This window comes from Neisseria sp. HMSC055H02 (genome assembly GCF_001813335.1).
In the GTDB taxonomy this organism is placed as follows: domain Bacteria; phylum Pseudomonadota; class Gammaproteobacteria; order Burkholderiales; family Neisseriaceae; genus Neisseria; species Neisseria sicca_C.
Map to the genome: position 1 here is coordinate 222,509 of NZ_KV812087.1, position 19,641 is coordinate 242,149.

Genomic DNA, 19,641 nt, shown 5'->3' on the forward strand with positions numbered 1-19,641 from the left:
CCGCATGGAACACATTGCGCGAACACTTGACAAACCGCGACTACATCGTCGGAAACAGCTTTACCGCGATGGATTTGTACTGCTCCGCGCTGATTCTGCACTTAACGCAAAATTGGAAAGTGTTGCCCGCCGATGAAACCGACGTATTGCAACGCTACGCCGCCAAACATCTCGCCCGCTCCGCCTTTGCCGAAACCACGGCATGGATGCTGGAAACCGCCGCCCAAATGCCGCCTGTGTCATAAATCAAGATTATTAGAACCGAAAGGTCGTCTGAAACCTACTGTACGGGTTTCGCCAAAAACATTCACAACGCAAAAGGAAAAGACATGCAAAACATCACGCTCTACACCCATCCTTTTTCACGCGGCACATACGTTGTATGGATGCTGAAAGAATGCGGCGCGGAATACACCGTCGTTCCCATCCAATTCGGCACACAGATTCAGTCCGCCGAATATCTCTCCATCAATCCCCAAGCCCAAGTCCCCTCACTCAAATTCGGCGATACCGTATTGACCGAATCGCTCGCCATCATTACCTTTTTGGCAGAACAGTTCCCCGACAAACACCTCATCCCTGCCGCAGACACATTGGAACGCGGCGAATACTACCGCTGGATGTGCCTGTCGCTGCACCTCGAATACGCAGCCTTCAACAAACTGCACAACCTGCCTGTCGATACGCCCGAGCGCCGCCGCCAAATCGGCTACGGCGATTTTGATACCGCATGGAACACATTGCGCGAACACTTGAAAAACCGCGACTACATTATCGGCAACAGCTTTACCGCGCTGGATCTGTACTATTCCGGGCTGATTCTGCTCTTAACGCAAAACTTTAAAGTATTGCCTGCCGATGAAACCGATGTATTGCAACGCTATGCCGCCAAACATCTCGCCCGTCCCGCCTTTGCCGAAACCATGGCATGGGCGCAGGAAACCGTTGCCCAAATGCCGCCTGCGGAATAAATTAAGGCTATTATAGTGGATTAACTTTAAACCGGTACGGCGTTGCCTCGCCTTGCCGTACCATCTGTACTGTCTGCGGCTTCGCCGCCTTGTCCTGATTTAAATTTAATCCACTATAAAATAAAAAAATAAAAAGGTCGTCTGAAAACCCTTTTCAATCGGGTTTTCAGACGACCTTTGTTGTCATATTCGATGATGTTTTCTCAACCGAACAGCCTGTTCACATCAGAGGCTTTTTTGCGGTAAGGCAGGCGGATGTCGACGCGGAAAATGCCGTCGAGTTGGCGGCTTTGGATTTTGGCATCGTTGTCGTACATCAGCGTCAGGCGTTCTTTGAGGTTGTGCAATGCCATCGAGTTGCCTTTGTGCGGTTTGGTGTTTTCACTGCTTTCGGGCGGGGTGTAGGGGTTTTCGATACGGATATAGATGGATGATTTGTTGAGCTTGGTAAACACGGTGATCATGCCGGGGCGGTGGGTCGACTCGACGCCGTGGAAGACCGCGTTTTCCAAAAGGGGTTGGAGCAGGAGGTGCGGCGTTTCCGCGTCATCGGGCGCCTGGTGCTGCCACATAACCTGCACGCGCATATGACCCATACGGATTTGTTCGATGGCGATGTATTCGCGAGCCCATTCGATTTCTTGTCCTAAAGAGCTGCTTTGGCTGCCGTCGCGCAGTTGGGCGCGGAAGAGGTTGGCGAGGTTTTCCAACAGGGTTTCCGCATCATACGGGCGCAGGCGGATGAGGCTGATGGCGGCATTGAGGCTGTTGAACAGGAAATGCGGGCGGATACGGGCGGTCAGCGCGCTGAGGCGGGCTTCGGAAACCGAAGGTGCAAGGCCGTTGCGGCGGGAACCTTCGTAATACATCAATCCGAGCAGGAACAGGTTGAACAGGAAAAAATGTTGCGAGAGCGTTCTGCCGTGTGTTTTCAGAATAAAGAAATCGACGATTGCAAATATCGATAAGTTCAAAAAATAGGTAATAATGACGCCGTAGGGCGATGTTTTGATGGCAGGGGTGAAGATATTGACGAAATAGGCTTTGATCAAAATACCCAAAAATACGGGGAAAATCCATTTGGAGTGATGGTAAATTTCTGCGGAATAGGAGAGTGAGGAATCGCTGATTAAGGGCAGAAAAAACAGACTGCCCAAGACAATAATCAAAAGGCGCACGACTGTCGCGGAATTGCGCAGGTCGGGGGCGGCGAATGTATTGTTGATTTGACGTATAATAGACATAAAATTTCCAACCGTTTTCTTTTAATGCGTTTATACGAGCCTTATTGGCTCTGTTATTTTATCTGAAGGACGAAACCATGAGTAAGGACAAAACCTGGTCGGGCCGTTTTAACGAGCCTGTTTCCGAGCTGGTGAAAAAATACACCGGTTCGATCGATTTCGACAAACGGCTTGCCGAGTGGGACATTCAGGGTTCGCTGGCTCACGCGCAAATGCTTGTTCAATCAGGTGTTTTGAGTGAAGAAGATTTGGCGGCGATCCGTCGGGGAATGGCGGAGATTATAGCAGAAATCAAGGACGGTACTATTTCTTGGTCGCTGGATTTGGAAGACGTCCACATGAACATCGAACGCCGCCTGACCGAAAAAATCGGCGATGCCGGCAAACGCCTGCATACCGGCCGCAGCCGCAACGACCAAGTCGCCACCGACATCCGCCTGTGGCTGCGCGACCAGATTACCGTCATTCAAGACCTGATTCGGAGCCTGCAAACGTCCTTGGTAGATTTGGCGGAACAAAACGCCGAAACCGTCATGCCCGGTTTCACCCATCTGCAAGTCGCCCAGCCCGTCAGTTTCGGACACCACATGCTCGCCTACGTCGAAATGCTCGGACGCGATTTCGAACGCATGACCGACTGTCGCAAACGCGTCAACCGTATGCCGCTCGGTGCTGCCGCCCTTGCCGGTACGACTTATCCGATTCAGCGCGAAATCACCGCCGAATTGCTGGGTTTCGAACAAATCTGCCAAAACTCGCTCGATGCCGTATCCGACCGCGATTTTGCCGTCGAGTTCACCGCCGCTGCCTCGCTGATTATGGTTCACCTGAGCCGCCTGTCTGAAGAATTGATTTTGTGGATGAGTCCGCGTTTCGGCTTTATCGACATCGCCGACCGTTTTTGCACAGGTTCGTCCATCATGCCGCAGAAGAAAAATCCCGATGTGCCCGAACTCGTGCGCGGCAAATCCGGCCGTGTCATCGGACACCTTATCGGCCTGATTACCCTGATGAAATCACAACCTTTGGCATACAACAAAGACAATCAGGAAGATAAAGAACCGCTGTTTGATACCGCCGATACGCTCATCGACACCCTGCGGATTTACGCCGACATGATGCGCGGCGTGACTGTCAAACCCGACAATATGCGCGCCGCCGTGATGCAGGGCTTCGCCACCGCCACCGATTTGGCGGATTACTTGGTGAAAAAAGGCATGCCTTTCCGCGACAGCCACGAAGTCGTCGCCCAAGCCGTGCGCCACGCCGACCAAGCGGGCGTCGATTTGAGCGAACTGCCGCTCGAAGTCCTGCAAGGCTTCAGCAACCTGATTTCAGACGACGTGTACGGCGTGCTGACACCCGAAGGCAGCCTGAACGCGCGTAACCACTTGGGCGGAACCGCGCCGGAGCAAGTACGCTTCCAAGTGAAACGCTGGCGGGAATTGTTGGCTTAAAGAGAAATAGATAGAAAGGTCGTCTGAAAACCGAAAATAGGGCTTTCAAACGACCTTTTCTGGTGAAGTAACTGATGAATAGTCAGATTTGCTTTTTAACATTATCCCCGTAAAATTCCGGGTCGTCGTAGAACTTTAACCATTGCCCGCATATTCGAAAAATAAGATATTTTCAGTGCATCTGTTTTCAGACGACCTCCTACATTATTCTCAGAAAGCCAAAATATGAATACCAAACAAAAAGTCATCGCCATAGACGGACCCAGTGCATCGGGGAAAGGCACAGTCGCTTCCCGCATCGCTCAGGCTTTAGGGTTCGATTATCTGGACTCCGGCGCGTTATACCGCCTGACCGCGCTGTATGCGAAGAAACGGGATGTGGAATGGAACGATGAAGAGGCGGTTGCCGCGCTGGCAGAAAATCTGCCCGCCCGCTTTGAAGGCACTCAGGTCTTTTTGGATGATGAAGACGTTTCGGGACAAATCCGCAGCGAAGCCATCGGCATGGGCGCTTCTGCAGTGGCGCAGTTGCCAAAAGTGCGTGCCGCGCTTTTGCAGCGGCAGCGTGATTTTCTAACGGGAAAAGGTTTGGTCGCCGACGGGCGCGATATGGGTTCGGTTGTTTTCCCCGATGCGGCGTTAAAGGTTTTTCTGACCGCAGGTGCGAAAATACGGGCGGAACGCCGCGCCAAACAAATCGGCATTCCATGCGAAGGCTTGGAATTTGAACGGATTTTGTCGGACATCGAGGCACGCGATGAAGCGGACCGCCGCCGCAGCGTCGCGCCCTTAAAGCAGCTTCCCGATGCGGAACTTTTGGATACGAGCGGGCTGAGTATCGAAGAAGCTGTAAAAAAAGTGCTTGATTGGTATCATAAAGTTTGAAATTTAGGGTATAATCCCTGCGTTTTGTTTCAGACGACCTTTGGAGCATCCGAAGGTCGTCTGAAATATTTATTTTCAAAGCCTGCCGTGCCAAGGGCGGCAGGCATTCTCCAACCTACCCCGCACCCCTTGGCGGTGTACCGAAAAGAGTATATATGACTATGGAAAATTTTGCCCAGTTGCTTGAAGAAAGCTTTACCCTGCAAGAAATGAACCCGGGTGAGGTGATTACTGCCGAAGTCGTGGCAATCGATCAAAACTTCGTTACCGTTAATGCAGGCCTGAAATCAGAATCTCTGATTGACGTTGCTGAATTCAAAAACGCTCAGGGCGAGATTGAAGTTAAAGTTGGCGATTTCGTTACCGTTACCATCGAATCCGTTGAAAACGGCTTCGGCGAAACCAAACTGTCCCGCGAAAAAGCCAAACGCGCTGCCGACTGGATCGCTTTGGAAGAAGCGATGGAAAACGGCGACATCCTGTCCGGTGTTATCAATGGCAAAGTCAAAGGCGGCCTGACCGTTATGATCAACAGCATCCGCGCATTCCTGCCGGGTTCTTTGGTTGACGTACGTCCCGTTAAAGACACTTCCCACTTTGAAGGCAAAGAAATCGAATTCAAAGTCATCAAACTGGACAAAAAACGCAACAACGTCGTGGTTTCCCGCCGTGCCGTTCTGGAAGCTACTTTGGGTGAAGAGCGCAAAGCCCTGCTGGAAAACCTGCAAGAAGGCTCTATCATCAAAGGTATCGTTAAAAACATCACCGACTACGGTGCATTCGTTGACTTGGGCGGCATCGACGGCCTGTTGCACATCACCGACCTGGCATGGCGCCGTGTGAAACACCCGAGCGAAGTTCTGGAAGTCGGTCAAGAAGTTGAAGCCAAAGTCCTGAAATTCGACCAAGATAAACAACGCGTTTCTCTGGGTATGAAACAATTGGGCGAAGATCCTTGGAGCGGTCTGACCCGTCGTTACCCACAAGGTACCCGCCTGTTCGGTAAAGTGTCAAACCTGACCGACTACGGTGCGTTCGTTGAAATCGAACAAGGTATCGAAGGTTTAGTACACGTTTCCGAAATGGACTGGACCAACAAAAACGTACACCCAAGCAAAGTCGTACAATTGGGCGACGAAGTCGAAGTGATGATTCTGGAAATCGACGAAGACCGCCGCCGTATCTCTTTGGGCATGAAACAATGCCAAGCCAATCCTTGGGAAGAATTTGCCGCCAACCACAACAAAGGCGACAAAATCTCCGGTGCGGTTAAATCCATCACTGACTTCGGTGTATTCGTAGGTCTGCCCGGCGGTATCGACGGTCTGGTTCACCTGTCTGACCTGTCTTGGACTGAAGCCGGCGAAGAAGCTGTACGCAAATACAAAAAAGGCGAAGAAGTTGAAGCCGTTGTATTGGCAATCGACGTTGACAAAGAGCGTATCTCTTTGGGCATCAAACAACTGGAAGGCGATCCTTTCGGTAACTTCATCAGCGTAAACGACAAAGGTTCTTTGGTTAAAGGTTCTGTGAAATCTGTTGATGCTAAAGGTGCCGTTGTTGCCCTGTCTGACGAAGTGGAAGGCTACCTGCCTGCTTCCGAATTCGCAGCCGACCGCGTTGAAGACCTGACCACCAAACTGAAAGAAGGTGACGAGGTTGAAGCCGTTATCGTAACCGTCGACCGCAAAAACCGCAGCATCCGCCTGTCTGTTAAAGCTAAAGACGCTAAAGAAAACCGCGAAGCCCTGAATTCAGTCAACGCTGCTGCAACCGCCAGCGCAGGTACTACCAGCCTCGGCGACTTGCTGAAAGCCAAACTGTCCGGCGACCAAGAATAAGGTTGCAGACATGACGAAGTCTGAATTAATGGTTCGTTTGGCAGAAGTTTTTGCCGAGAAAAACGGTAACCAATTGCTGGCAAAAGACGTCGAATACAGCGTAAAAGTTTTGGTTGATACCATGACCCGCTCGCTTGCTCGCGGTCAGCGTATTGAAATCCGTGGCTTCGGCAGCTTCGATTTGAACCATCGCCCGGCCCGTATCGGCCGCAACCCCAAAACCGGCGAACGTGTGGAAGTGCCTGAAAAACACGTCCCTCACTTCAAGCCCGGTAAGGAATTGCGTGAACGTGTGGACTTGGCTTTACAAGAAAATGCCAACTAAACCTGAGTAAACGAACGCCGCAGAAATGCGGCGTTTTTGTTGTCTGAAAATATGGTTCTCTATTGTTTTCGTAATTTGGGCGGAATTTGTAATGGAAAATTCATAGGGTCGTCTGAAATCATCTATAATACGTTTCTTTTAATGATTGCCCGTTGATAAAACGTATAGTGGATTAACTTTAAATCAGGACAAGGCGACGAAGCTGCAGACAGTACAGATAGTACAGACAGTACGGAACCGATTCACTTGGTGCTTCAGCACCTTAGAGAATCGTTCTCTTTGAGCTAAGGCGAGGCAACGCCGTACTGGTTTAAAGTTTAATCCACTATAATTGTCAAACCCAAAAACATAATAAAGGTCAGATATGAGTGATAGAGGTCAACTGTTTGTCGCCCCTCCGTTTGAAAACCACAGCCCGCTGACTTGGTATCAGGCTGCAGCCGAACAACCGAATTTCATCCGCGATGAAGCACAGGCGCGGGCGATTGAATATTTGGATCGTTTGTGGACGGAACTGATGATGTTCAAACGCAAACGCAATCGTTTCCTAGGGCGCAGCCTGCGCTCTCCCCAAGTGCCGAAAGGTCTGTATTTTTATGGCGGCGTGGGTCGCGGCAAAAGTTTCTTGATGGACGCTTTTTTCGGCTGCTTGCCATACCGCCGCAAACGCCGTGTCCACTTTCATGCTTTTATGGCGGAAATCCATAAGCGTTTGAAAGACTTGAAAAGTGAAGCCAACCCTTTAAAAGCAGTTGCTGCTGAGATTGCCAAAGAGACCCGCGTATTGTGTTTTGACGAATTTCACGTCAGCGATATTGCAGATGCGATGATTTTGGGTCGCCTGCTGGAAAACTTGTTGAGCGAAGGCGTGGTTTTGGTGGCAACTTCCAACTATGCCCCTTCCGAGCTTTATCCCCAAGGTCAAAACAGAAGCAGCTTTCTGCCAACCATTGCGCTGATTGAATCCAGCCTGACCGTCTTAAATGTTGACGGCGGGGAAGACTACCGCCTGCGCACTTTACGTCCTGCCGAGATTTTCTTCGTTCCCAACAATGAAGAAAACGAGCAGAAATTGGCTGATTTGTTTAAAGAAATGGCGGGGATTTCCGAACTGAATCCCGGTGTCAGCGTAATACACGGACGTGAAATTCCGCACAAAGCCCAATCCGACCGTGCCATTTGGTTCGATTTCCGCGCTTTATGCTTTGGTCCGCGTTCGCAAGCCGATTACCTCTATTTGTCCGAACATTATGAAATGGTGTTCGTATCAGGATTGAAGCGCCTGACTCCGCAGGAAAAGGCCGAAGCTCGCCGCCTTACATGGCTGATTGACGTATTGTACGATTTCCGAGTGAAGCTCTGTGCTACCAGCGCAGTAGGCGTAAACGATATTTATGTCGAGGGCGATTTTGCCGAAGAATTTACCCGTACTGCCAGCCGTATGGTGGAAATGCAATCGGAAGTTTATTTGGAACAGCCGCATCTGACGTTGAAAAAATAAGATTTAGGCAAAGAAAAAAAGAGTAGCTTTTCCCAAAGCAAACTGAAATTTGCTAAAATAGCAATTCATTTTCCTCAACCTCAGACTATTGCACAACGCAATAAAAACAAGGACATAATATGGCTATTGAGCGCACGATCTCCATCGTTAAACCCGATGCTGTAGGTAAAAATGTAATCGGCAAAATTTACAGCCGTTTTGAAGACAACGGATTGCGTATTGTCGCTGCCAAAATGAAGCACCTCAGCGTGCGCGAAGCCCAAGAGTTTTATACTGTGCACAAAGAGCGTCCTTTTTACGACAGCTTGGTTGCCTTTATGACCAGCGGTCCTGTGATGATTCAGGTACTGGAAGGTGAAAATGCCGTTGCAAAAAACCGTGAGCTGATGGGCGCGACCAACCCTGCCGAAGCTACTCCCGGTACGATACGTGCGGATTTTGCCGAATCTCTCAGCGTAAACGCCGTACACGGCTCTGACAGTCTGGAAAACGCAGCAATCGAGATTGCCTACTTCTTCAGCCAAAGCGAAATCTGCCCGCGTTAACGATGAATGCCGTTCGACCGGGTCGGGCGTTTGGACGGTTTTGTCGATATTGTTTGTCTCAATCTGTTTTCAGACGACCTTTCTAAAATGGGGGTCGTCTGAAAATATGATAGAAGAAGGCTGAGAATAAAAGCTGTTTGCTAAAAAAGGATTGGGGAGATTTTTCAGACTGTTGCGAAGCTCCCTTCTCCATCAGATTCACAAAACTTATAACCAACGGCAGCCTTTATTCAAAAGCTTTACCAAGAAATAAACCACATGAAAACCAATCTGCTGAATTACGATTTAAACGGTCTGACCCATCATTTTGCCGAGATGGGCGAAAAACCGTTCCGCGCCAAACAAGTCATGCGCTGGATCCACCAAGCCGGTGCGCAAAGTTTCGATGAAATGACCGATTTGGCAAAATCCCTGCGCCTGAAACTCAACGAACAGGCAAGCGTGGATGTGCCCAAACTGATGATGGCGCAGGAATCCTCCGATGGTACGCGCAAATGGCTGCTGGATGTAGGAACGGGCAACGGCGTGGAAACGGTATTTATTCCCGAGGTAGAACGCGGTACATTGTGTATTTCCTCGCAAGTCGGTTGCGCATTGGAATGCACCTTCTGTTCTACCGGCCGCCAAGGTTTCAACCGTAATCTGACCGCTGCCGAAATCATCGGGCAACTGTGGTGGGCAAACAAAGCGATGGGCGTTACACCGAAAAACGAACGTGTGATTTCCAATGTGGTGATGATGGGCATGGGCGAGCCGATGGCGAACTTTGATAACGTCGTTACTGCATTGAGCATCATGCTGGACGATCATGGCTACGGCCTAAGCCGCCGCCGTGTTACCGTTTCCACATCGGGTATGGTGCCGCAAATGGACAGGCTGCGCGATGCGATGCCTGTTGCGCTGGCAGTATCCCTTCATGCTTCTAACGACGAAGTGCGCGATCAAATCGTTCCGTTGAATAAAAAATATCCGTTGAAAGAGTTGATGGCGGCATGTCAACGCTATTTGGTCAAAGCACCAAGAGATTTCATTACTTTTGAATATGTTATGCTAGACGGAGTCAATGACAAGGCGCAGCATGCGCGTGAACTGATTGAGTTGGTAAAAGATGTACCGTGCAAATTCAATCTAATTCCGTTCAATCCCTTCCCAAATTCCGGCTACGAACGCTCTACCAATGAAAATATCCGCGTTTTCCGCGATATTTTGCAGCAGGCAGGATTCGTGGTAACCGTCCGTAAAACGCGTGGCGACGATATTGACGCAGCTTGCGGTCAATTGGCAGGACAAGTACAAGATAAAACACGCCGCCAACAAAAATGGCAGCAGATTTTGGTCGAACAACAGAGCTGATTATGAAACTGAACATTTGGCAACCCATTATTTTAACTTTGGTTTTAGGTGCATGCACCGGCACAAAAGGTCCAAGCAGAGCGGAACGTGCGACACAGGTCGCCAATATCAAAACGCAGTTGGCTATAGAATACATGCGTGGGGGCGATTACCGTCAAGCAACGGTAAGCATTGAAGAGGCATTGAAAGCGGACAGCAGCAATGAAGATGCATGGCTGGTTCGCGCGCAAATCTATCAATATCTCAAAGTGCGCGACAAGGCGCAGGAAAGCTTCCAAAAAGCCCTATCCTTGAAACCTGACAATGCGGAAATCAATAATAACTACGGCTGGTTCTTGTGCAGCGAGATGAACAATCCCGCCCAGTCCATCAGTTATTTTGACAAAGCTCTAGCCGATCCGACTTATCCTTCTCCGTTTATCGCCAACCTCAACAAAGGTATTTGCAGCGCGAAGATGGGCCAATATTCGCTGGCAGAAGCTTATCTTGAACGCTCTCTGGCTGCACAACCTCAATTCCCGCCTGCGTTTAAAGAATTGGCAAGAACCAAAATGCTGGCAGGCAATTTAAACGAAGCGGATTATTATTTCCGCCAATATCAAAGCAAAGTCGATGTCTTACAGGCAGATGATTTGCTGCTGGGCTGGAAATTGGCGACCGCTATGGGCAATAGCCAGGCAGCCTACGAATACGAAGCCCAACTAAGGGCAAACTTCCCCTATTCGGAACAATTACAGGCAGTAACCACAGGTAAGTAACTACATGGAAAATCAAAAGAAAAACGAATACGACATTCAAGCTGCCAAATCATTGGGTGATGAGCTGGGACAACTCAGACAAAAATCAGGTTGGGATATTGACGAAGTAGCGCGACGGTTGAAACTGTCAGCCGAACAAATTGAAGCGCTTGAAAAAGGAGACTATTCTTTCTTCTCAGGATTGGTCTTCGTTATGGGCTATCTGCGTTCTTATGCCCGCCTGTTGAAAATCGATGAAGCAACCATCACAGGTCGTCTGAAAGCCATTTCCGCTCCGGAAGAAGACCATGTCTATCTGGTGGATCGCAAACAAAATACCGGCTTAAACTACCAAGATGGTGAAAAAGTCGGTTTTCCAAAATGGGTTTTGGGCGTTGCTGCGCTCATCCTGCTGGGGGGCGGTATCTATGTTTGGCAAAGCAAATCCAACCATGAAAACGAGCAACAAGTCGCACAAAACAGCGATGCCGTGCGCAACAGTATGCAGACGCCGGAGTTGAAAAAAGAAAACGTTGCCGTTTCCAATATGGCGGAAAACGGAAAACAAGAAATATCCAATGTTGAAAAAGCAGCTTCCAGCGTTGCAGCGTCAGAATCAGCAGCATTCGAACCTGAAGTCAAAGTCGATTCAGACGAGCTTTGGATCAAAGTTCAATACCGAAGCAATCTGATTATTACCGATAAGAAAGGTACCATGATTTTCAGCCGAATCATTCCCGCAGGCAGCGAAAAACGGTTTAAAGGCGGAGCGCCTTACAACGTCTGGATCGGCATCGCCGCAGGTGCTCAAGCCAATTATGGCGGGACAACCATCAATCTGGCAGAATACCGCGCTGCCGGTGAAAAATCCGCTTCATTTGTAGCAGGAAAAAAATAAAGATGAACACACCCAAACGCCGCCAAACCCATCAAGTACAAATCGATCATCTCATCGTCGGTTCTGACGCACCCGTTGTCGTTCAATCGATGACCAATACCGACACCGCCGATGCAGAAGCGACTGCCCTGCAAGTCAAAGAATTGAGTGATGCAGGCTCAGAAATGGTGCGTATTACCGTCAACAGCCCGGAAGCCGCATCCAAAGTTGCCGAAATCCGCCAGCGTTTGGACGACATGGGGTACACCACACCGCTGATTGGCGACTTCCATTTCAACGGCGAACGCCTGTTGGCAGAATTTCCCGAATGCGGCAAAGCCTTGTCCAAATACCGTATTAACCCCGGCAATGTCGGCAAAGGCGCAAAAGGCGATGAAAAATTTGCCTATATGATTCGGACTGCCGCCGAAAACAATAAAGCCGTCCGCATCGGCGTCAACTGGGGCTCTCTGGACCAAAGCCTTGCCAAGCGCATGATGGATGCCAATCTGGCGTATTCCTCTCCAAAACCGCCTGAAGAAGTCATGAAAGAAGCCTTGATTATTTCGGCGCTGGAATCTGCAGAAAAAGCCGTTTTGTTAGGTTTGCCCGAGGACAAAATCATCTTGTCGTGCAAAGTCAGCTCTGTTCAGGATTTGATTCAAGTTTACCGCGAGCTGGGCAGCCGTTGCCAATATCCGCTCCACTTAGGCTTGACGGAAGCAGGCATGGGCAGCAAAGGCATTGTCGCCTCTACCGCCGCCTTGGCCGTACTGCTTCAAGAAGGCATCGGCGACACCATCCGTATCTCACTCACCCCCGAACCCGGCAGCTCGCGCACTCAGGAAGTCATCGTCGGTCAAGAAATCCTGCAAACCATGGGACTGCGATCATTTACCCCTATGGTTACCGCCTGCCCCGGTTGCGGACGCACCACCAGTACGGTCTTCCAAGAGCTCGCCCAAGACGTACAAAATTACCTGCACCAAAAAATGACCGTATGGCGCACCATTTATCCCGGCGTGGAATCTTTAAACGTTGCCGTTATGGGCTGCGTCGTTAACGGACCGGGAGAAAGCAAACTGGCAGACATCGGCATCAGCCTGCCCGGAACCGGTGAAACCCCTGTAGCACCGGTTTACGTTGACGGGGAGCGTAAAGTGACTTTAAAAGGCGACAACATCGCAGCTGAATTCTTGGAAATTGTCGAAGAATACGTCAAAACCAACTATTGCGAAGGCGGTGTAAAACGCAGTCAAAATCGTATCATCCCGATACAGTCAGCTTGATAGGCATGAATAAAGGTCGTCTGAAAAACATTCAGACGACCTTTTGGTTTGCTGGTATATTTATTAATGAAAATTAAGAAGAGGTAGAGGAACAGCCCAGTTGCTTAGAATATTCAGTCCGTTAGAAACTTGGTCATGCTAAATTTGTTAGGCGCGAGGTTCTATACAATCGCTATTTTCAAATCAACTTCAAACTCAAAAAAAGGCGATACCTTTCAGTACCGCCAAAGCTGCTTTGGTGATGAAACCGGTTATTTCGCGCACCGAAAACCCAGGTTGTGCAGGACGTATTTGGACTGCAGGCTAGTGCGTATGCCGTAGCGCAGGAAAGCGGCGTAATTCGAAGGGTCGCTGGAACCTACGGATGCACCGCTGCAAAACATTTGCGTATCGGCATTGCCTGACGCCAGCAGGCTGCTGTTGAAGTCTTCCGTCCATTCCCAAATCAGGCCGTGCATATCATAAATGCCCCAGTAGTTGGGTTTGCTTTTGCCGACGTCATGCAAGCCGTTTCTACCGCCGTCTGCATACCAGTCAAGAATGGTGCGGTTGTAGCCGGGTTCGGCAGAACCGTTTTTCTGAGTGGCGGAGGCGAGTCCGGCAAATTCCCACTGGTCTATGGTCGGCAGGCGTTTGCCTTGTGAAGTACAGTAGGCGTTGGCGGCAAACCAAGATACGTTGGTTACCGGATGTTTCAGTTCGTTGGGTTTGGGCGCGTAGCTGTTGCTGCCGGTTTTAACCCAGTGTTTCAGGTAGGCAGGTTCGGCTTGTTTGGAGCTGACTTTACCTTTTTGCCATTGGGGGTGTTTTTTGACAAACTCTGCAAATTCGGCATTGGTAACGGGGTACTTGTCGATTTGGAAAGGTTTGACTTTGATGAGGTTGGTCTCTTTTTTCAGATAGAGCGGGCGGTAGCTGCCGCCTTCAACTTTTGCCATTTCGGCCGCCGCTGCACTGCCGCTTGCGACAAGGGTAAATAGGGCGATGAGTGGTATGAGTTTCATAACGGGCTTTCTAATCTGAATACGGGGATTATTAGGCTTTGATTATATAGCGAAACCGGATAAAAATCCTTAGAAGCCGTCTGTTTATTGTGCTTTTGGCTTGTCGGGTTCGTGAATGCTTGAAACCGGTTTTTCAGACGACCTTCGATACTTGATAGGTCGTCTGAAAAACCAATCTTTCGATTGGTTGTGGAAGAAAGCCACTGTTGTCCTTGCATCAGCCGGAACAGCAGTGGCTTTTTTCTGTCTCTACGCCGAGATGACTGGATTAGTAGCCGCCTTTACCTGCAGATGCTGCGGAAGCAGGCGCTGCTGCGGAAGATGCAGGGGCAGCCGGAGCTGAAGCGGCAGGGGCTGAAGCTGCACCGCTACCTGCATAGGCTTTGTCTTCCAGTTTTTTGGTCATGATTTCAGGGTTTTCTGCGCCCTCTACTTTCAATTGACCCAACGCGCCTTTGTTGAACGCACGGAAGAGAGAGTGGTCAACCACAGTATAGCTGCCCGGGATGTCGGCTTTAAATTCGACAATCGCTGCGCCACCGGCAGGAATCAGGGTACTTTGTACGTTTTCGTTGATCAGTTTGCCGGCTTCTACGTAAACTTTGTCGAAGATCTCACCGATAACGTGGAAGGAAGAAACGAGGTTCGGACCACCGTTACCAACGTACATACGGACGGTTTCGCCTGCTTTGGCTTTCAGGGCGTTGTCGCCGGCGATAGCGCCTACGTGACCGTTAAATACAACGTATTCAGGTTGTTCGGCGATGGCTTTGTCCATATCGAACGGTTGCAGACCTTGCGCACCTTTTTTACCTTTGGTGTAGAAGTCGCCTTGTACGATGTAGAACTCTTTGTCCACTTTAGGCAGGCCTTCTTTAGGTTCAACCAAGATCAGACCGTACATACCGTTGGCGATGTGCATACCGACAGGGGCAACGGCACAGTGGTAGATATACAGACCGGGTTGCAGGGCTTTGAAGCTGAATGTAGAAGTACGGCCCGGAGCAGTGAAGCTGGCTTCTGCACCACCGCCTTGACCGGTAGCAGCGTGGAAGTCAACGTTGTGCGGTACGGTAGAAGACGGGTTGTTAGAGAATTCGACTTCCACGGTATCGCCTTCGCGTACACGGATCATGCGGCCCGGAACGTCGCCGTCAAATGTCCAGTAGTGGTATTCCACGCCATCGTCCATTTTCATGGTTTTTTCAATGGTTTCCATTTTGACGCGAACACGTGCAGGATGGTCGCGGTCGATGGCAGGCGGAACTTCAGGAGCGTGTGTGGTTACCGCGTCGATAACAGGCAGCTCGGCAGCGGGGGTTTCGGCAGCAGCTTGAGCACCGGAAGCAGAAGCCTCGGAAGCTGCAGGAGCGGAAGCGGTTTGCTCGGCAGGTTTTTGGGCAGCTTGCTCACCACAAGCGGCTAAAGCAAAAACTGAAGCAATGATTGCAGCTAAAGCTTGGCGTTTCATAGTTGTCATTTCCTTTAATAACTATTTTAAGAAGGTCAGGGTATATTTTTTCAACCTTTGTCGTCCGCGGCATACCGCTTTCGGCTCTTTCAAACTGCCTTATTCCGGGTCGTCTGAAAGGCATCTCTTGTGAACTTTTGTAGGATTATGTAGGTGGTTTTACCGCTATATCTTGACCTAAATCAATTAATTCATCAAAGATGAACTTTTACTACCTGTTTTACTACTTAATAACTAGATAAAACTACATCAAATCATCTATTATTGCTCACATGTTTTATCCAATTCTTTACAAAAATGCCATCGTATTTTTGATAATAAGAATTATTATTGACTATATATCTGTTTTTTAAAGATTGTTGTTAAGAGAATATTTCTTTTGCCTGAAAAGAGTGCTACAATCTTTAACATTCATATAGTATGAATTTATAAGCAACCACTTTTTACCAAAATAAGGAGTTCTGAAATGGGACAGTACAAGAAGCTATGGTACTTGCTGTTTGCCGTCCTGGCAGTCTGCTTTACCATTCTTGGCTACATGGGCAGCGAGGTTTATAAAAAAGCCCCGCCTTACCCTGAGAGAGTCGTTTCGGCATCAGGCACTCAGCTGATGACCAAAGACGATATTTTGGCAGGTCAGTCTGCCTGGCAAACCACCGGCGGTATGGAAGTCGGTTCCGTATTGGGACACGGCGCATACCAAGCTCCGGACTGGACAGCCGACTGGCTGCACCGCGAGCTTGTCGCATGGTTGGATTTGACCGCGCAAGAGACTTACGGCAAAAAATTCAACGAAGTTTCTCCTGAAGAACAAGCCGTACTGAAAACCCGCCTTGCCGACGAATACCGCAACCAAAGCCGTATTAAAGAAGACGGCAGCGTCGTTATCAGCGATACCCGCGTCAAAGCCATTGAGAGCATCCTGCCTTACTACCACGGCGTATACAGCGACGATCCCGCCCTTCAGACGACCCGCGAACACTTCGCAATGAAAAACAACACATTGCCAAGTAAAGAAGCGCGTGAAAAACTGTTCAACTTCTTCTTCTGGACTTCATGGTCTGCTTCGACCAACCGTCCTGACGAAACTTTCACCTACACCAACAACTGGCCGCACGAGCCTCTGATCAACAACGTGCCGACTACTGAAAACTACATGTGGTCGTTTACCAGTATAGTCTTGCTGGTGATGGGTATCGGCTTTTTGATGTGGGGTTATTCATTCCTGACCAAGCACGAAGTCGTGGAAGTTCCGACTGAAGATCCGATTTCCAAAATTCAACTGACTCCTTCCCAAAAAGCACTGGGCAAATACGTCTTTTTGACAGTCGCCCTGTTTGTGGTGCAAGTGCTGCTGGGCGGCCTGACCGCGCACTACACCGTCGAAGGTCAAGGTTTCTACGGCATAGACGAAGCACTGGGCTTTGAAATGTCCGACTGGTTCCCTTACGCATTGACCCGTACTTGGCACATCCAATCCGCCATCTTCTGGATTGCAACCGGCTTCCTGACGGCAGGTCTGTTCTTGGCTCCGATTGTTAACGGCGGCAAAGATCCCAAGTTCCAACGCGAAGGCGTAAACCTGCTCTACATCGCTCTGTTTATCGTCGTGGGCGGTTCTTATGCAGGCAACTTCCTCGCCCTGACGCACGTCATTCCGCCCGAGATGAACTTCTGGTTCGGACACCAAGGTTACGAATATCTCGATTTGGGCCGTTTCTGGCAACTCCTGCTGATGGTAGGCCTGCTGTTGTGGCTTTTCCTGATGCTGCGCTGCACGGTATCTGCCTTTAAAGAAAAAGGTGTGGATAAAAACCTGTTGGCGATGTTTGTATCCTCAGTGGTAGGTGTCGGTGTGTTCTACGCGCCCGGTCTCTTCTACGGCGAGAAATCTCCGATTGCCGTCATGGAATATTGGCGCTGGTGGGTAGTTCACCTGTGGGTAGAAGGCTTCTTCGAAGTGTTTGCTACCGCAGCCTTTGCCTTCATTTTCTACAACATGGGTTTTGTCCGCCGCAGTACCGCTACCGCATCTACTCTGGCTGCCGGTGCCATTTATATGTTGGGCGGCGTGCCGGGTACGCTGCACCACCTGTACTTCACAGGTTCTACTTCAGCCTCTATGGCAATCGGCGCCTGCTTCTCCGCGTTGGAAGTCGTACCGCTGGTGTTGCTGGGTCGCGAAGCCTACGAGCATTGGTCTTACCAGCACAATTCCGACTGGGCGAAACGCCTGCGTTGGCCGCTGATGTGCTTTGTAGCAGTTGCCTTCTGGAACATGATCGGTGCCGGCGTATTCGGCTTCCTGATTAACCCGCCGATTTCCCTGTTCTACATCCAAGGCCTGAACACTACCGCAGTCCACGCACACGCAGCCTTGTTCGGTGTGTACGGCTTCTTGGCACTGGGCTTCGTATTGCTGGTTGCCCGCTACCTGAAACCAAACGCACAATTCGACGAAAAAGTGATGACTTGGGGCTTCTGGCTGCTCAACGGCGGTTTGGTCGGCATGATTGCCGTCAGCCTGCTGCCGGTCGGCGCCATCCAAGCACATGCGGCCATCACTCATGGTCTGTGGTATGCCCGTAGCGAAGAGTTCCTGCAAATGGAAATCCTCGACACCCTGCGCTGGGTACGTACGGCAGCTGACTTGATCTTCATCGGCGGTGCAGTCTGCGTAGCCATCCAAGCAACCAAAATCGTATTCAGCCGCGATAAATAAATCCTAGCTTGAATACCCTGCAAAAGGTCGTCTGAAAGTTTCAGACGACCTTTCTTTTGGAAGTATAGAAGAAACTTAATGGGGAGTTGCCTGAAAGGGGTAGGGCAGCTTAGCTTGGTCCATACCCGGCTGTGCCGCATCTTCAAACATCGGAGTCATGCCGTTTATGTATTGGGTTTGCTGAATCTGCTCGTCGCCGGCGAACATTCGGTCAAACACGCTGCGGACTTCGTCGGTCAATTCTACGTTCAGGCTTTTCAGGGATTGATACACCTGTTTCAACTATGAGCAGAACCGACGGAATACACCGCTCAATTCCTCGCTTGGTGCTTTGCCTTCGTACAGGTAGGCTTCAAAACCCCGCGCCCATTTTTCGTGAGTCTCGCGCTGCTCGTTCAGGCTCATTGCGTCCCATGCGGCAAGGTCTTTCACGCCGAACCAATCCAAGGTCGTCTGAACGTCGGACAGGAATTGCCGTTCCTGCCCGGTCAGGTTCTCGGCAGGTTTGGCGGTCAGGTCGCGGGCGATGCGGGTATTCGTTTCAAGGAAGAAATGCCCCAGTTCGTGAACGAATGTAGAAGCGTCGGCGTTTTTCAACAGGGCAATCAGGTTATGCTCACGGCTGAACATTCCACGGTCTGTTCCACCCTGATACAGTATGTCTTGATTGGCGTCGGTGTTGGGTGTAGAATTGTCATATGCCCCCTCCCCGTTTCGGACGTTGAGGCTTTGGCTGGAAATGTTTTTGATGACATTTTCGGATATTGCCGTTGGGGGATACTTCCGCATGGAAATAGCTCGAAAATCTTTCTTTTTACGGCTGGCTTCGGCGATATAAACCATCAGCCCGTCATCAAATCTCTTCAAATACGCAACCCGTTCTGCCCCTTGTTCTGATTGAAAACCTGTTACGATTTTGTCAGGCGATGTAACCATATCGGGAATCCGCGTCAAATCCTCCGCTGTTACGGCAATCTGTCCGCGTTCTTCTTCCGTTTTGGCGTTGCCATGTTCTTTGTAGATGTGGTGTGCTGCAAATCGGCTGATGGAATGTGAATATCCCTGTGTATCGGCAATTCCGGTATCTGCCGCGTTATCCAAAGTCCAAAATACAGCTTCGTTTTTCGCGGCTTCCCGTCCATCTGTTGTCCAAATGTTGATTGCATCCTGCGGGTTTTCGCTATGCACCCATCCGCGCGGAGGGTTGCTTGCCAACGCCTGATTCAATACGCCGTCGTCAATCAGGCTTTCGCCGACCACATTCAAGCCGCCGTATGCCGCGTCAAAATCACGGATTCCCATATTCAGACGACCTGCAAGGGTTTCAACGGCGCGGGCGTACAGTGTTGCATCAGCTTCAGCCTGCGTCTTGTTCATTATAGTGTATTAACTTTAAACCGGTACGGCATTGCCTCGCCT

At 50.0% G+C, this 19,641-nt stretch carries 17 protein-coding genes and 1 pseudogene; 13 read left to right on the forward strand and 5 right to left on the reverse strand.

Annotated elements, in window-relative coordinates:
- Together HMPREF2907_RS05300 and HMPREF2907_RS05305 are read left to right on the forward strand one after the other, a co-directional pair.
- Positions 1-245: pseudogene (locus HMPREF2907_RS05300) on the forward strand (glutathione S-transferase family protein); the annotation flags it as partial.
- An 84-nt stretch (positions 246-329) separates the two neighbouring features.
- Entirely contained in the window at positions 330-971 is a 642-nt protein-coding gene (locus tag HMPREF2907_RS05305; RefSeq protein ID WP_070680828.1) for a glutathione S-transferase family protein, read from the forward strand.
- Between the two features lie 203 nt (positions 972-1,174).
- Here HMPREF2907_RS05305 and HMPREF2907_RS05310 read toward each other — a convergent pair whose 3' ends face one another.
- On the reverse strand, positions 1,175-2,215 hold the full coding sequence (locus tag HMPREF2907_RS05310) for a sensor histidine kinase (RefSeq protein WP_070680831.1): 1,041 nt from the start codon (positions 2,213-2,215) through the stop codon (positions 1,175-1,177).
- A 77-nt stretch (positions 2,216-2,292) separates the two neighbouring features.
- Here HMPREF2907_RS05310 and argH point away from each other — a divergent pair, with 77 nt between their 5' ends.
- From argH to ispG, 10 genes are all read left to right on the forward strand, one after another.
- The gene (gene argH / locus HMPREF2907_RS05315) at positions 2,293-3,672 is read left to right on the forward strand and encodes an argininosuccinate lyase (RefSeq protein ID WP_070680834.1); all 1,380 of its coding nucleotides are present in this window, start codon (positions 2,293-2,295) and stop codon (positions 3,670-3,672) included.
- A gap of 225 nt (positions 3,673-3,897) precedes the next feature.
- On the forward strand, positions 3,898-4,557 hold the full coding sequence (gene cmk / locus HMPREF2907_RS05320; protein ID WP_070680838.1) for a (d)CMP kinase: 660 nt from the start codon (positions 3,898-3,900) through the stop codon (positions 4,555-4,557).
- Between the two features lie 155 nt (positions 4,558-4,712).
- Positions 4,713-6,398 (forward strand): 30S ribosomal protein S1, encoded by a 1,686-nt coding sequence (gene rpsA, locus HMPREF2907_RS05325; protein ID WP_003759201.1) that lies wholly within the window; start codon positions 4,713-4,715, stop codon positions 6,396-6,398.
- 10 nt (positions 6,399-6,408) lie between these two features.
- The gene (locus HMPREF2907_RS05330) at positions 6,409-6,723 is read left to right on the forward strand and encodes an integration host factor subunit beta (protein WP_003744632.1); all 315 of its coding nucleotides are present in this window, start codon (positions 6,409-6,411) and stop codon (positions 6,721-6,723) included.
- 364 nt (positions 6,724-7,087) lie between these two features.
- Positions 7,088-8,224, forward strand: coding sequence for a cell division protein ZapE (gene zapE, locus HMPREF2907_RS05335; RefSeq protein ID WP_070680843.1), 1,137 nt, complete (start codon positions 7,088-7,090; stop codon positions 8,222-8,224).
- Positions 8,225-8,343: 119 nt separating this feature from the next.
- On the forward strand, positions 8,344-8,769 hold the full coding sequence (gene ndk / locus HMPREF2907_RS05340) for a nucleoside-diphosphate kinase (RefSeq protein ID WP_070680846.1): 426 nt from the start codon (positions 8,344-8,346) through the stop codon (positions 8,767-8,769).
- 258 nt (positions 8,770-9,027) lie between these two features.
- Complete coding sequence (gene rlmN, locus HMPREF2907_RS05345) at positions 9,028-10,122, forward strand: dual-specificity RNA methyltransferase RlmN (RefSeq protein WP_070680849.1); 1,095 nt, start codon at positions 9,028-9,030, stop codon at positions 10,120-10,122.
- 2 nt (positions 10,123-10,124) lie between these two features.
- Complete coding sequence (gene pilW, locus HMPREF2907_RS05350; RefSeq protein ID WP_070680852.1) at positions 10,125-10,880, forward strand: type IV pilus biogenesis/stability protein PilW; 756 nt, start codon at positions 10,125-10,127, stop codon at positions 10,878-10,880.
- Positions 10,881-10,884: 4 nt separating this feature from the next.
- On the forward strand, positions 10,885-11,757 hold the full coding sequence (locus HMPREF2907_RS05355) for a helix-turn-helix domain-containing protein (protein WP_070680857.1): 873 nt from the start codon (positions 10,885-10,887) through the stop codon (positions 11,755-11,757).
- A 2-nt stretch (positions 11,758-11,759) separates the two neighbouring features.
- Positions 11,760-13,025, forward strand: a complete 1,266-nt coding sequence (gene ispG / locus HMPREF2907_RS05360) for a flavodoxin-dependent (E)-4-hydroxy-3-methylbut-2-enyl-diphosphate synthase (RefSeq protein ID WP_070680860.1) — start codon at positions 11,760-11,762, stop codon at positions 13,023-13,025.
- A 251-nt stretch (positions 13,026-13,276) separates the two neighbouring features.
- On the opposite strand, the gene HMPREF2907_RS05365 is transcribed toward ispG, so the two are convergent.
- On the reverse strand, positions 13,277-14,029 hold the full coding sequence (locus HMPREF2907_RS05365) for a formylglycine-generating enzyme family protein (RefSeq protein WP_003744619.1): 753 nt from the start codon (positions 14,027-14,029) through the stop codon (positions 13,277-13,279).
- A gap of 268 nt (positions 14,030-14,297) precedes the next feature.
- A complete protein-coding gene (gene nirK, locus HMPREF2907_RS05370) occupies positions 14,298-15,500 on the reverse strand; it encodes a copper-containing nitrite reductase (protein WP_070680863.1) in 1,203 nt (400 codons plus the stop codon).
- A 466-nt stretch (positions 15,501-15,966) separates the two neighbouring features.
- Between nirK and HMPREF2907_RS05375 the strand changes: the two genes are divergently transcribed.
- Positions 15,967-18,222, forward strand: a complete 2,256-nt coding sequence (locus tag HMPREF2907_RS05375; RefSeq protein ID WP_070680866.1) for a nitric-oxide reductase large subunit — start codon at positions 15,967-15,969, stop codon at positions 18,220-18,222.
- Between the two features lie 75 nt (positions 18,223-18,297).
- Here the strand turns inward: HMPREF2907_RS05375 and HMPREF2907_RS13525 are convergent, their stop codons facing one another.
- Complete coding sequence (locus HMPREF2907_RS13525; protein WP_318259017.1) at positions 18,298-18,495, reverse strand: hypothetical protein; 198 nt, start codon at positions 18,493-18,495, stop codon at positions 18,298-18,300.
- A gap of 9 nt (positions 18,496-18,504) precedes the next feature.
- Positions 18,505-19,599, reverse strand: a complete 1,095-nt coding sequence (locus HMPREF2907_RS05380; RefSeq protein WP_318259018.1) for a PBECR3 domain-containing polyvalent protein — start codon at positions 19,597-19,599, stop codon at positions 18,505-18,507.
- Positions 19,600-19,641: the final 42 nt, after the last annotated feature.